This is a genomic window from Pseudomonas sp. WS 5027 (assembly GCF_012985695.1).
GTDB lineage: Bacteria > Pseudomonadota > Gammaproteobacteria > Pseudomonadales > Pseudomonadaceae > Aquipseudomonas > Aquipseudomonas hygromyciniae.
This window is the reverse complement of sequence record NZ_JAAQWU010000010.1, coordinates 1-12,917: the sequence shown is the minus strand read 5'-3', so window position 1 is coordinate 12,917 and position 12,917 is coordinate 1. Positions and strand designations below refer to the sequence as shown.

The window sequence follows — 12,917 nt, the reverse complement described above, 5'->3', positions numbered from 1 at the left end:
GATTCTCATTTGTGAGTCAACATTTGTTTTCTCGCTCTGGAAGGGTTTCCTCAAACGCTTGTTTGGAATCCCCGCAAACACTGGGCTTTTGCCCTTCTCAGTTCTTATTGCGTGGCGACAACGCTTCCAGTTGGCGATTCAAGGCTTCCTTGCGCTCGGTTGGAATATCGTTCCAATGCACGTCCATCAATGCGCCTTCGATGGCATACAGCAGTACTTTTGAAGCTCGGAAGCCGCGAGTGCGTACCGCCCGGTAGGCATCTACCGCGCCCAGGCGACGCAGGTCCGAAGCGCTATGAATGCCCACCGCATGCAGCCATTGCGCCGAGGTCTTGCCAAGGTTTTTCAGGTGTTGCAGCTCATCATTCATCAAGCCTCCTTGCGACGGCCGAATGGTTCGGTGGGTATCGTGACCAGGCAAGCCTGAAAGGAGTGTAGCGCTCAGTAGGAAAAGCGTAGTTGTTTGCTCAGAAACGACGTAAATGCTTCTAAGGCTGGCGCTGGGATCTTGACGGTGACAGGCGTCGGCCCCCAGCCCGCATTGCGCGAGGCTGGAGATAAAGGTGTACGGTCAGCGGGTGCGGTAACGCAGGCGAGTGCCGAAATTGACCGACATAAGGATCTCGTCAGCGCTCAGTTCGGGCGGAAAGTAAGTGCCGGAGATCTGCGCATGGGCCAGGCTGGCGCCTTCCATCGCGCAGTCGCGCAAGTCCAGGCCACGCAGGTCGGCAGAACGGAAATAGGCGTCGGTAAAATCCACGCCCTCGGCATCCAGGTGGCGCAGGTCGAGCCCACGGAAGTCGCCGCCGCGCATATCTATGACGCCATCCTTGGGGCGTTCCTGATTGAAGCCACGGATGTCATCTTTATGCAGCAGCGCGTAGAGCGGGGTATCAAGCAGCTTCGGCTGGCCCATGCGGCATCTCCTGTTGGACTTATGACGCCATTATAGTGCCACTATTTCTGGCCGTGAGCTGTTAACGGCGTCACGGCCAGGAAATGTTTCTTACAACCCTGGCAGGTGTTGGCGAACATGGGCAACCAGCGCGTCCAGCGTCCCGCTTTCATTGGTCTCGACCCGCTTGCTCAGTAGCAGTTCTTCGGCGCCCAAAGGCTCACGGCTGGCTTGCTGCTGTTCGATGACCGCCAGGGTGGCGTCAGACGGATCTTTTTTATCTGCCTGACGTTTTGCCAGCCAGCTAGCGATAACGGCCTGCGGTGCATTGCAATCCAGGATCAGGAATGGCGCGCCGGTAGCTTCTGCGACTTTGGCGGCAGCGTCTCGTTGCTCACGCTTGAGGTAGGTTGCGTCCAGGACTACCGGGAAACCTGCGCGCAGTACGGTTTCGGCGAGGGTATTCAGGCGGGCGTAGGTCGCCGCGCTGGCATCCGAGGCATAGATCCCGGCGTGCGGGGTGTTTTCGACCTGCTGCTCGCCGAACAGGCGTTTACGCTCGACATCGGAGCGCAGGCGAATGGCTCCCAGCGCGTCCACCAGGCGCAGCGCCACATGGCTTTTGCCGGTCGCCGACACACCATGGGTAATTGCCAGGAAACGCGAGGGGATAGTGCTGTAGCTTTCGGCCAGGTTGGCGTAGTTGCGGTATTGGCGCAGGGTGGTCGCACGTTCGACCGGTGTTGCCTCGGCCGGCATGCTGAACAGCGCGACCTTGGCGCGGACCAGCGCGCGGTAGGCTTTATAGAAGTTCAGCAACTCCAGGCTCTGGTAGTCGCCGGTCAGCTCCAGATATTGGCTGATAAAGCGTCGGGCCAGGGACTTGAGGCCGCGGTCTTCCAGGTCCATGGCCAGGAAGCCGGTGTCGGCGCACACGTCGGTGAAGCGGAACGGTTCGTTGAACTCGATGCAATCGAAGATCACCACGTGATCGTCGATCATGGTCGCGTTGCCCAGGTGGATATCACCGTGGCACTCGCGGATAAAACCATTGAGCTTGCGTTGCTCCAGCAGCGGCTTGAGGCGTTCGAAGCTGCTCTCGGCCCAGGCTTGCAGGGCGTCGAGTTGGGCCAGGTCGGCCTTGTCGCTGAGGAATGGAAGAATCTGCTCGAAGTTCTGCCGTACCGGCGCCATCACTTCGTCCGGGGTGCCGGCGGGATGCGCCTCGGGAACCTTGGGGGCGTTGAGATGGAAATGGGCAATCTGGCTGGCCATTTCATCGATATGGCCGCTGGTCAGCTCGCCGTTGGCCTGCAAGGTGCTCAGCAGTTGGCTTTGCGGGAACTGGCGCATCTTCAGCACATATTCGATGGCGGGACCTTCGCCACCCAGTTGCGGTGCTTCAACGCTGCCGGTGATCGGCAACACTTCAAGATACAAATCTTGCGTCAGGCGTTGGTTCAGGCGCAGCTCTTCATTGCAGAAGTGGGCGCGGTCGTCCAGTTGGGTAAAGTCGAGGAAACCGAAGTTCACCGGCTTCTTGATCTTGTAGGCATAGGGGCCGGTGAGCAGGACCCAGGAAATATGGGTTTCGATGACTTGAAACGCTTCGACCGGATGAGGAAACAGGGCCGGGTTTTGCAGGGCGGCAATCAGGGGCTGGCTCACGGGCGATCCTTCGGAGTCTGGGAAAATAATGGAGCGCATTATGGCCGCTCAAGTCGGTCATGCAAACCGCCGTCCGGTTCATGTTGATCGTCAATAAAATGCGTATAATCCGCCGCCATGACTCGTACCCGATCTCCCCGTTCCCGCAAAAAACCTCCTTCACGCAGCCTGCGCCCCTGGCTGGGGTGGGCGCTCAAGCTCGGCCTGGTTGGCCTGGTGGTGCTCGCAGGCATCGCGGTGTACCTCGATGCCGTGGTCCAGGAGAAGTTCTCTGGCAAGCGCTGGACCATCCCGGCGAAGGTCTACGCTCGCCCGCTGGAGCTGTTTACTGGCCAGAAGCTGAGCAAGGCTGATTTCCTCACCGAGCTCGATGCGTTGGGCTACCGGCGTGAAGCCGTGGCCAATGGTCCGGGGGCGGCGGCGGTCAGCGGCAACACCGTGGATTTGAACACCCGGGGCTTCCAGTTCTATGAAGGCCTCGAAAAGGCGCAGCCGGTGCGCGTGCGCTTCTCCGGGGATTACGTGGCCGAGCTTTCTGCACTCAATGGCGGCAAGCTGCCGGTGGTGCGCCTTGAGCCCTTGTTGATCGGTGGGATTTACCCGAAGAACCTTGAAGATCGCATCCTGATCAAGATCGATCAGGTGCCGCCGTATCTGCTGGAAACCCTGGTTGCGGTCGAAGACCGGGATTTCTACAGCCATTGGGGCGTATCGCCCAAGTCCATCGCCCGCGCCATCTGGGTCAACACCTCGGGTGGCCGGATGACCCAGGGCGGCAGTACGCTGACGCAACAGTTGGTCAAGAACTTCTACCTGACCAGTGAGCGCAGCCTGACCCGCAAACTCACCGAAGCCATGATGGCGATGTTGCTGGAGCTGCACTACAGCAAGCAGGAGATTCTGGAGGCCTACCTCAACGAGGTGTTCGTCGGCCAGGATGGTCAGCGCGCGGTGCACGGTTTCGGCTTGGCCAGCCAGTTCTTCTTCGGCCAGCCATTGTCCGAGCTGAAGTTGCACCAGGTGGCGTTGCTGGTGGGCATGGTCAAGGGACCGTCCTATTACAACCCGCGTCGCAACCCGGAACGGGCCCTGGAACGCCGCAACCTGGTACTCGATGTCTTGGAGCAACAGGGTGTAGCCACAGCAGAACAGGTCGCCGCAGCGAAAAAGATGCCCCTGGGCGTCACCACCCGTGGCAAGTTGGCCGACAGTTCCTTCCCCGGCTTTATCGATCTGGTCAAGCGTCAGTTGCGTGAAGACTATCGCGACGAGGACTTGACCGAAGAAGGCCTGCGAATCTTCACCAGCTTTGACCCGATCCTGCAGATGAAGGCCGAAGCCTCGGTCAGCGATACCTTCAAGCGCCTGGCCGGGCGTAAAGGCTCGGACGAAGTCGAAGCGGCCATGGTGGTGACCAATCCGGAAACGGGTGAAGTCCAGGCCATGATCGGCAGCCGCCAGGCCAGCTTTGCCGGCTTCAACCGTGCACTGGATGCCGTACGGCCGATTGGCTCGCTGATCAAGCCGGCGGTGTACCTCACCGCGCTGGAAAAACCGAGCAAGTACACCCTGACCAGTTGGCTCTCCGATGAAGCGTTTTCGGTCAAGGGCGCCGACGGCCAGGTGTGGAAGCCGCAGAATTATGATCGTCGCTCCCACGGTACGGTGTTCCTGTACCAGGGGCTGGCGCATTCCTACAACCTGTCCACGGCGCGGCTTGGCCTGGAGCTGGGCGTGCCGAATGTGCTCAAGACCCTGGCGCGATTGGGTGTTAGCCGCGAGTTTCCGGCGTTCCCGTCGATGTTGCTGGGTGCAGGGGGCTTGAGCCCGATGGAAGTGGCGACCATGTACCAGACCCTCGCCAACGGTGGTTTCAATACACCGATGCGCGGGATCCGCAGTGTTCTCACGGCGGAAGGCGAGCCGCTCAAGCGCTATCCGTTCCAGATCGAGCAGCGTTTTGATCCGGCTTCCATCTATCTGATCCAGAACGCCATGCAACGGGTTATGCGTGAAGGTACCGGTCGGTCGGTGTACAGCTCGTTGCCGGCCAACCTGACGCTGGCCGGCAAGACCGGTACCAGTAACGATTCCCGTGACAGTTGGTTCGCCGGTTTCAGCCAGGACCTGCTTGCGGTGGTGTGGCTGGGGCGCGATGACAATGGCAAGACACCGTTTACCGGTGCGACCGGCGCCTTGCAGGTCTGGACCAGCTTTATGCACAAGGCCGACCCGCTGCCACTGAACATGCCGCAACCCGACAATATTGTTCAGGCCTGGATCGACCCCCATACCGGGCAGGGCTCCGATGCCAACTGTCCGGGCGCGGTGCAGATGCCGTATATTCGCGGCAGTGAACCGCCAGCCGGCGCTCCGTGTGGCACAGGTGTGCCCACGGATGCGGATTCGGTGATGGATTGGGTCAAGGGCTGGATGAATTAAGCAAAGAGGATTTCAAGTGAACAAGTGGTTGATTCCGGCTATTACAACGTTAGCTTTGCTCAGTGGTTGCTCCAGCGTGCAGCGCGGTTCGATCCCGGTGGTGGATTCCGGCACGGCCGTGTCCAACAATGACCGGATTTCGGCCAATGGCGGCTTCCGCCAGACCGTGACCACCCGTCCCAACCCTGCCACGACCCAGGCTGTGCCGCAGGATTCCGGGGTGGTGGTGATGGTCCCGGGTGGTGGCGCTACCACGTCAGCGCCGATCAGCTCCGCGCCTTGGACGCCGGGCCCTATCACACCTGGGCCGTCGAACTCCGCGCCAATTGATACTGCGCCGATCAACCAGGGTTCCTACAACATGCCGTCGACACCAAGCGGGATTCCTTCGGCCAGCGCCGGCGGCTTGTCTGCCGACGAGCAGTTGGACGGCCCGGTCCTGGCGTTGCTCACCACTGCGCAGCAACAGCAGGCTGGTGGCGACTTGAACGGCGCATCATCCAGCCTTGAGCGCGCCCAGCGTGTCGCACCACGTGAGCCGCAGGTGCTCTACCGCCTGGCGCAAGTGCGCATGGCCCAGGGTGATGCGCCACAAGCTGAACAGTTCGCCCGTCGCGGCTTGACCATGGCCAACGGTCGTCCTGATCTGCAAGCCAGCCTGTGGGCTCTGATTGGTGATGCGCGCGCTGCGCAAGGTGATGCCGCCGGCGCTGCCCAGGCCCGGCAAAAGGCCAAGGTCAGTCTCTGATGGATCCTCGTTTTCCGGCGATTGCCGAACAGTTGTTGCTGATTGAGCGTGAATTGCGCCTGGCGGGCTGGTGGGATGAAGTGTCCCCCACAGCCGAGGCGCTGAGCAGCGTTGAGCCGTTTTCAGTCGATACCCTGGATTTTCATCAGTGGCTGCAGTGGATCTTCCTGGTCCGGATGAAACAGATCCTCGAACAGGACCTGCCGCTACCTAATGCTTCGGGCATCCTGGAGATGGCCGAGATGGTCTACGCCGATCGCCCCCAAGAGAGTCTTGGCCTAAGGTCTGCGCTGAAAAAGTTCGACCAATTGATCGTCGGCGCTCGTTAATTGCCTGACTGCCGGGTTTTCCGGCAGTCTTGCGCACATTTCTACCGCTTGACGACATTCAGGCGAGTTTTATCCCTCCTCAAACCCCTTTCTTCTACGTTCTCATGCGCTTAGTTGGAAAAAAGCGCAATTATTGCTTGACTTGAGGGGGCTGAAACAGAAGAATCCAAAGTCCGCTGTAGAGGGACTGCCAGAAGCAGGCCCACTCAGCAGATCATGAGGCGCACATCCGCGCCGACCTGTTACACCCGCAACGCGTTACCTCGCGCTGGGTGGGAAAAGCCCGCAACACTTGGGACGATCCCAATACTTGCTCAGTCAGTGCTGACGTAGTCGGCGACCACCGTCGCTCATGCTCTGTTGAGAAGTAAACCTATTAAGACCCGTCGGTTTTCAACGGACGGTATTCTGGCGTTTTAGAGGTGAACAACGTGGAGCTTTTATCTGGCGGTGAGATGCTCGTCCGCTTTTTGCGTGACGAAGGCGTCGACTATATCTACGGGTACCCGGGTGGTGCTCTGCTGCATGTCTACGACGCACTGTTCAAGGAACCGGCTGTCAACCACATCCTGGTTCGCCACGAACAGGCCGCGACCCATATGGCTGACGGTTATGCCCGTGCCACCGGTAAAGCCGGCGTGGTGCTGGTAACGTCCGGCCCTGGCGCAACCAATGCCATTACTGGCATCGCGACTGCGTATATGGACTCTATTCCGATGGTGATCATTTCCGGCCAGGTGGCGAGCACCATGGTGGGCACTGATGCATTCCAGGAAACCGACATGATCGGTATCTCCCGGCCGATCGTGAAACACAGCTTCATGATCAAGCATGCCTCGGAAATCCCGGAAGTCATGAAGAAGGCGTTCTACCTCGCGCAATCCGGTCGTCCGGGGCCTGTGGTGGTGGATATTCCGAAAGACATGACCAACCCGGCGGAAAAATTCGAATACATCTTCCCGAAGAAAGCCAAGCTGCGTTCCTACAGCCCGGCCGTTCGTGGGCACTCGGGGCAGATCCGCAAGGCCGCAGAAATGCTCCTGGCGGCCAAGCGTCCGGTGCTGTACTCCGGTGGTGGCGTGATTCTGGGCGGTGGTTCCGCACCATTGACCGAACTCGCCAAGATGCTCAACCTGCCGGTGACCAACACCTTGATGGGGCTCGGCGCGTTCCCGGGTTCGGATCGTCAGTTCGTCGGCATGCTCGGCATGCACGGCAGCTACACGGCCAACCTGACCATGCACCACGCCGACGTGATCCTGGCTGTGGGCGCGCGGTTCGATGACCGGGTGATCAACGGCGCGAGCAAGTTCTGCCCGAATGCCAAGATCATCCATATCGACATCGACCCGGCGTCCATCTCCAAGACCATCAAGGCCGACGTGCCGATCGTAGGTCCTGTGGAAAGCGTGTTGACCGAAATGGTCGCCGCGCTCAAGGACATTGGCGAGACGCCGAACAAGGAATTCGTTGCCAGTTGGTGGAAGCAGATCGACGAATGGCGTGGCGACCGCGGCCTGTTCCCTTACGACAAGGGTGACGGCAGCATCATCAAGCCACAGACAGTGATCGAAACCCTGTGCGAAGTGACCAAGGGCGACGCCTTTGTGACCTCCGACGTGGGCCAGCACCAGATGTTTGCCGCGCAGTACTACAAGTTCGACAAGCCTAACCGTTGGATCAACTCCGGTGGCCTGGGCACGATGGGCTTTGGTTTTCCAGCTGCCATGGGTGTGAAACTGAGCTTCCCGGACGTTGACGTTGCATGCGTCACCGGTGAAGGCAGTATCCAGATGAACATCCAGGAGCTGTCGACCTGCCTGCAATATGGTTTGCCGGTGAAGATCGTCTGCCTGAACAACGGTGTGTTGGGCATGGTTCGCCAATGGCAGGACATGAGCTACAACAGTCGTCACTCCCATTCCTACATGGAGTCGTTGCCTGACTTCGTCAAATTGGTTGAAGCCTATGGCCATGTCGGCATGCGCATCACCGACTTGAAGGACCTCAAGCCGAAAATGGAAGAGGCGTTCGCCATGAAGGATCGTCTGGTGTTCATCGACATTCAGGTCGACACCAGCGAGCACGTCTACCCGATGCAGATCAAAGACGGTTCAATGCGCGATATGTGGCTGAACAAGACGGAGCGAACCTAATCATGCGGCACATTATCTCCCTGCTTCTGGAGAACGAACCGGGCGCTCTGTCTCGTGTGGTTGGCCTGTTTTCGCAGCGCAACTACAACATCGAAAGCCTGACTGTCGCTCCGACCGAAGACCCGACCTTGTCGCGCCTGACGTTGACCACCGTTGGCCATGATGAAGTGATCGAGCAGATCACCAAGAACCTCAACAAGCTGATCGAAGTGGTCAAGCTGGTCGATCTGTCGGAAAGTGCCCACATCGAGCGCGAGCTGATGCTGGTTAAGGTCAAGGCCACGGGTGCCCAACGTGCCGAGATCAAGCGTACTACCGATATTTATCGTGGGCAGATCGTCGATGTGAGCGCCAGCGTTTATACCGTGCAACTGACCGGTACAAGCGACAAGCTGGACAGCTTCATCCAGTCGATCGGGACGGCCTCGATTCTGGAAACCGTACGCAGTGGTGTCACCGGGATTGCCCGTGGCGACAAAGTACTCAGCATCTAACCCAATTAGTGAATGGCCTTACGGCCTGGATATATAGAGGAACCTCATGAAAGTTTATTACGATAAAGATTGCGACCTGTCGATCATCCAGGGCAAAAAAGTCGCCATCATCGGCTACGGTTCCCAGGGCCACGCCCAGGCGTGCAACCTGAAAGACTCCGGCGTAGACGTCACTGTCGGCCTGCGTAAAGGTTCGGCCACTGTTGCCAAGGCAGAAGCCCATGGCTTGAAAGTGACTGACGTTGCTTCCGCTGTTGCGGCTGCTGACCTGGTCATGATCCTGACTCCGGACGAGTTCCAGTCCTCGCTGTACAAGAACGAAATCGAGCCGAACATCAAGAAAGGCGCCACTCTGGCCTTCTCCCACGGCTTCGCGATCCACTACAACCAGGTCGTGCCGCGCGCTGACCTCGACGTGATCATGATCGCGCCGAAAGCACCGGGCCACACCGTGCGTTCCGAGTTCGTCAAGGGCGGCGGTATCCCTGACCTGATCGCGATCTACCAAGACGCTTCGGGCAACGCCAAGAACGTTGCACTGTCCTACGCCGCAGGCGTGGGTGGCGGTCGTACCGGTATCATCGAAACTACCTTCAAGGACGAGACCGAAACCGACCTGTTCGGCGAGCAAGCCGTTCTGTGCGGTGGTACCGTCGAGCTGGTCAAAGCTGGTTTCGAAACCCTGGTTGAAGCTGGCTACGCGCCGGAAATGGCCTACTTCGAGTGCCTGCACGAACTGAAGCTGATCGTTGACCTCATGTACGAAGGCGGTATCGCCAACATGAACTACTCGATCTCCAACAACGCCGAATACGGCGAGTACGTGACTGGCCCGGAAGTGATCAACGCCGAATCCCGTCAGGCCATGCGCAACGCCCTGAAACGTATTCAGGACGGCGAATACGCCAAAATGTTCATCAGCGAGGGCGCAACCGGCTACCCTTCGATGACCGCCAAGCGTCGTAACAACGCCGCTCACGGTATCGAAGTCATCGGCGAGCAACTGCGCTCCATGATGCCGTGGATCGGTGCCAACAAGATCGTCGACAAAGCCAAGAACTAAGTCGCACGTGTCTACGGAAAACGCGGCCTAGGCCGCGTTTTTTCGTTTGAGGGCCGGTTCTGGTATAAAGCTGCATCGTTTGCGGGCGAACACTCGCCGCAAGTGTCTGTCGAATTTTTTCACACCGTTGCAAGGTAAAGTCCATGAGCGAACGTCCCGAAGAGCCAAACCAGGCCTCTGACGCCGAAAGCCTGCTACCGATCGATGAACATGTCGAAGAAGGGCATGACGCGGAAGGCCGCAAGGTCCGGCATCGTGGCATCTATCTTCTGCCCAACCTGTTCACTACGGCGAACCTGTTTGCCGGCTTCTATTCCATCATCAATTCCATGAGTGCCCAGAGCGCATTGGCGGCAGGTGATGCAGCGAGTGCCAGCAAATACTTCGGTTTTGCCGCCATTGCGATATTCGTGGCCATGGTGCTCGACGGTCTTGATGGTCGTGTGGCGCGGATGACCAATACCCAAAGCGCCTTCGGTGCCGAGTACGACTCGCTGTCGGATATGGTTGCCTTTGGTGTCGCACCTGCGTTGTTGGCATTTGCCTGGGCGCTGGGGGATATGGGCAAGGTCGGCTGGATGGTTGCCTTCATCTATGTAGCGGGAGCAGCGCTGCGACTGGCGCGTTTCAATACTCAGGTGGGTACTGCCGATAAGCGTTATTTCATTGGCCTCGCCAGTCCTGCGGCAGCGGGTGTGGTGGCGGGTATTGTCTGGGCGTTCAGTGACTACGGTATCCAGGGGTCGAAGATGTCGTTCCTGGTGGCCTTGATGGTTGCGGCGGCCGGTATGCTGATGGTCAGCAACATCAAGTACAACAGCTTCAAGGAATTCGACTTGAAGGGGCGGGTGCCTTTCGTGGCGATTCTTGTGGTGGTCCTGGTTTTCGCGGTTGTCTTCAGTGATCCGCCCAGGATCCTGCTGCTGGCGTTCCTGGTGTATGCGGCTTCGGGTCCGGTTCAGTACCTGTTGCATCTGCGCCGGGACAAAACATTGCCTTAATGTAATTTCTCCCATACTCCGCAGTCTATTGGTGCATCAGTTCTCCAATGCTGCGGAGTTGCCATGTTAATCAAGTTACCCAAAGCGTCCGACTGCCATGAATCGGATGTCACCCCAGAATCCTTCTATTTCTCTCGCCGCAGTTTGCTCGGTGGTGCGCTTGCCGGTATTGCTGCCAGTAGCCTGCCGCGGTGGGCGAGCGCTGCTGACGCTGCGCGTTATGCCGATGTCGAGCCAGGCAAGGCGCCCAGTTGGTTCGCCGAGAAGCTCCCCGGCACACAATGGCAGGCGGTGACCGTAAAAGACGAAGCCATCACGCCGTCCAAAGATGCGACCCACTACAACAACTTCTATGAGTTCGGTACCGGCAAGGGTGACCCGGCGGCGAATGCTGGTTCCCTCAAGACTGAACCATGGAGCGTCGTGATTGATGGTGAGGTCGCAAAACCAGGGCGCTATGCCTTGGAAGACTTCATGAAACCGTATCAGTTGGAAGAACGGATCTATCGTCTACGCTGTGTCGAGGCATGGTCGATGGTCATTCCGTGGATGGGCTTTCCTATATCGGCCTTGCTTAAACAGGTTGAGCCGACATCCAAGGCCAAGTACATACGCTTTGAAACCCTCCATGATCCCAAGAGCATGCCGGGTCAGCGTTCGAGCTTTGGCTTGATCGACTGGCCTTATATAGAGGGGCTGCGCCTGGATGAAGCGATGAATCCTTTGGCGATCCTGGCGGTGGGTATGTATGGGCGGGAGCTGCCCAACCAGAATGGCGCGCCGCTGCGTTTAGTGGTGCCGTGGAAGTATGGTTTCAAGAGTGTGAAGTCCATCGTGCGGATCAGTCTGGTGAGTGAGCAGCCGAAGACCACATGGCAGAGCATTGCGGCGGAGGAGTATGGGTTTTATGCAAATGTGAATCCCACGGTCGATCATCCGCGTTGGACTCAGGCGCGGGAACGACGTCTGCCCAGTGGTCTATTCAGTCCGAATGTCCGGGATACGCAAATGTTCAACGGCTACTCGGATGAGGTTGCCTCTCTCTATACGGGCCTTGATCTGCGGAAGAACTACTGATGCGCTACCCCATCTGGCGCATTGGCGTCTTTATAGCGGCTGCGGTGTGGCCGTTGTACTGGTTGTATGAGGCCTGGAGTTTCGCCTTGGGGCCTGACCCCGGCAAAGTGCTGGTTGATCGCTTGGGGTTGGGAACACTGATCCTGTTGCTGATCACGCTGGGAATGACACCTTTGCAAAAGCTGAGCGGTTGGGCAGGGTGGATCGCGGTGCGCCGGCAGTTGGGGTTATGGTGCTTTGCTTACGTGGTGCTGCATCTCGCGGCTTACTGCGTATTTATCCTGGGGCTGGATTGGTCGCAGTTGGGGGTTGAGCTGCGCAAACGACCCTACATTATTGTGGGAGCGTTGGGTTTCCTTTGCTTGCTGGCATTGGCGGTGACATCCAATCGCTATAGCCAGCGTCGGTTAGGCGCTCGCTGGAAGAAGCTGCATCGCCTGGTTTATGTGGTGCTGGGGCTTGGTTTGCTGCATATGCTGTGGATTGTTCGGGCCGATCTAAAGGAGTGGGCGATTTATGCTTCTATAGGGGGGCTGCTTCTGGTCCTGCGAATCCCGCCCGTGATGCGTCGAATCCCTCGCCTTATTGCTAAAAAAGCACCTTCTGCAACAAAAGCGTAATAAACCCTTGACCGCAGATCCTAGAAGTCTATAATTCGCCCCACTTCCGGCGCAGTCGAAACGGAAAACTCCTTGGTAAACAATGAGTTACGAATTTTTCGGCAGCAGGTTGCTTCAGTTTATCGAAGCCAAAAGGAAGTTGAAAAAGAGGTGTTGACAGCAGCGTGTAACGCTGTAGAATTCGCCTCCCGCTAACGAGAGATCGAAAGCGCAAGTGGTTGAAGTTGTTGAGAAAATCCTCGAAAACTTCTAAAAATAACCACTTGACAGCAAATGAGGCTGCTGTAGAATGCGCGTCTCGGTTGAGACGAAAGATCTTAACCAACCGCTCTTTAACAACTGAATCAAGCAATTCGTGTGGGTGCTTGTGGAGTCAGACTGATAGTCAACAAGATTATCAGCATCACAAGTTACTCCGCGAGAA

Annotated in this window: 12 protein-coding genes; 9 read left to right on the top strand and 3 right to left on the bottom strand. The window is 58.0% G+C overall.

Annotated elements, in window-relative coordinates:
• Positions 1-97: 97 nt before the first annotated feature.
• The 3 genes from HBO09_RS13910 to HBO09_RS13900 form a co-directional block, all read right to left on the bottom strand.
• A complete protein-coding gene (locus HBO09_RS13910; RefSeq protein WP_169909993.1) occupies positions 98-370 on the bottom strand; it encodes a TfoX/Sxy family protein in 273 nt (90 codons plus the stop codon).
• A 201-nt stretch (positions 371-571) separates the two neighbouring features.
• On the bottom strand, positions 572-916 hold the full coding sequence (locus tag HBO09_RS13905; protein ID WP_169995109.1) for a pentapeptide repeat-containing protein: 345 nt from the start codon (positions 914-916) through the stop codon (positions 572-574).
• 90 nt (positions 917-1,006) lie between these two features.
• Positions 1,007-2,563 carry a bifunctional aminoglycoside phosphotransferase/ATP-binding protein gene (locus HBO09_RS13900; protein WP_169995107.1) on the bottom strand — a complete coding sequence of 519 codons (1,557 nt, stop codon included), beginning with the start codon at positions 2,561-2,563 and terminating at the stop codon, positions 1,007-1,009.
• A gap of 117 nt (positions 2,564-2,680) precedes the next feature.
• On the opposite strand from HBO09_RS13900, the gene mrcB reads away from it, so the two are divergent.
• From mrcB to msrQ, 9 genes are all read left to right on the top strand, one after another.
• Positions 2,681-5,005, top strand: a complete 2,325-nt coding sequence (mrcB, locus tag HBO09_RS13895) for a penicillin-binding protein 1B (RefSeq protein WP_169995105.1) — start codon at positions 2,681-2,683, stop codon at positions 5,003-5,005.
• 16 nt (positions 5,006-5,021) lie between these two features.
• Positions 5,022-5,753: a hypothetical protein gene (locus HBO09_RS13890; protein WP_169995103.1), complete on the top strand. Its 732-nt coding sequence runs from the start codon at positions 5,022-5,024 to the stop codon at positions 5,751-5,753.
• Complete coding sequence (locus HBO09_RS13885) at positions 5,753-6,082, top strand: YqcC family protein (protein ID WP_169995101.1); 330 nt, start codon at positions 5,753-5,755, stop codon at positions 6,080-6,082. Before HBO09_RS13890 ends, HBO09_RS13885 begins: the two co-directional genes overlap by 1 nt.
• A gap of 431 nt (positions 6,083-6,513) precedes the next feature.
• Positions 6,514-8,238, top strand: a complete 1,725-nt coding sequence (locus HBO09_RS13880) for an acetolactate synthase 3 large subunit (protein ID WP_169995099.1) — start codon at positions 6,514-6,516, stop codon at positions 8,236-8,238.
• 2 nt (positions 8,239-8,240) lie between these two features.
• Positions 8,241-8,732, top strand: a complete 492-nt coding sequence (gene ilvN, locus HBO09_RS13875) for an acetolactate synthase small subunit (RefSeq protein WP_003176102.1) — start codon at positions 8,241-8,243, stop codon at positions 8,730-8,732.
• Positions 8,733-8,778: 46 nt separating this feature from the next.
• The gene (gene ilvC / locus HBO09_RS13870) at positions 8,779-9,795 is read left to right on the top strand and encodes a ketol-acid reductoisomerase (RefSeq protein ID WP_003194132.1); all 1,017 of its coding nucleotides are present in this window, start codon (positions 8,779-8,781) and stop codon (positions 9,793-9,795) included.
• A 143-nt stretch (positions 9,796-9,938) separates the two neighbouring features.
• Positions 9,939-10,796: a CDP-diacylglycerol--serine O-phosphatidyltransferase gene (gene pssA / locus HBO09_RS13865; protein WP_029298897.1), complete on the top strand. Its 858-nt coding sequence runs from the start codon at positions 9,939-9,941 to the stop codon at positions 10,794-10,796.
• A gap of 63 nt (positions 10,797-10,859) precedes the next feature.
• Entirely contained in the window at positions 10,860-11,873 is a 1,014-nt protein-coding gene (gene msrP, locus HBO09_RS13860; protein ID WP_169995097.1) for a protein-methionine-sulfoxide reductase catalytic subunit MsrP, read from the top strand.
• Complete coding sequence (gene msrQ, locus HBO09_RS13855; RefSeq protein ID WP_169995095.1) at positions 11,873-12,493, top strand: protein-methionine-sulfoxide reductase heme-binding subunit MsrQ; 621 nt, start codon at positions 11,873-11,875, stop codon at positions 12,491-12,493. Before msrP ends, msrQ begins: the two co-directional genes overlap by 1 nt.
• Positions 12,494-12,917 lie beyond the last annotated feature (424 nt).

Bases quoted from the DNA above. Each gene is read 5' to 3' on its own strand.
- ilvN (WP_003176102.1), top strand. From the start codon at position 8,241: ATGCGGCACATTATCTCCCTGCTTCTGGAGAACGAACCGGGCGCTCTG.
- pssA (WP_029298897.1), top strand. From the start codon at position 9,939: ATGAGCGAACGTCCCGAAGAGCCAAACCAGGCCTCTGACGCCGAAAGC.
- HBO09_RS13885 (WP_169995101.1), top strand. From the start codon at position 5,753: ATGGATCCTCGTTTTCCGGCGATTGCCGAACAGTTGTTGCTGATTGAG.
- HBO09_RS13910 (WP_169909993.1), bottom strand. From the start codon at position 370: ATGAATGATGAGCTGCAACACCTGAAAAACCTTGGCAAGACCTCGGCG.
- msrQ (WP_169995095.1), top strand. From the start codon at position 11,873: ATGCGCTACCCCATCTGGCGCATTGGCGTCTTTATAGCGGCTGCGGTG.
- mrcB (WP_169995105.1), top strand. From the start codon at position 2,681: ATGACTCGTACCCGATCTCCCCGTTCCCGCAAAAAACCTCCTTCACGC.
- HBO09_RS13905 (WP_169995109.1), bottom strand. From the start codon at position 916: ATGGGCCAGCCGAAGCTGCTTGATACCCCGCTCTACGCGCTGCTGCAT.
- msrP (WP_169995097.1), top strand. From the start codon at position 10,860: ATGTTAATCAAGTTACCCAAAGCGTCCGACTGCCATGAATCGGATGTC.
- ilvC (WP_003194132.1), top strand. From the start codon at position 8,779: ATGAAAGTTTATTACGATAAAGATTGCGACCTGTCGATCATCCAGGGC.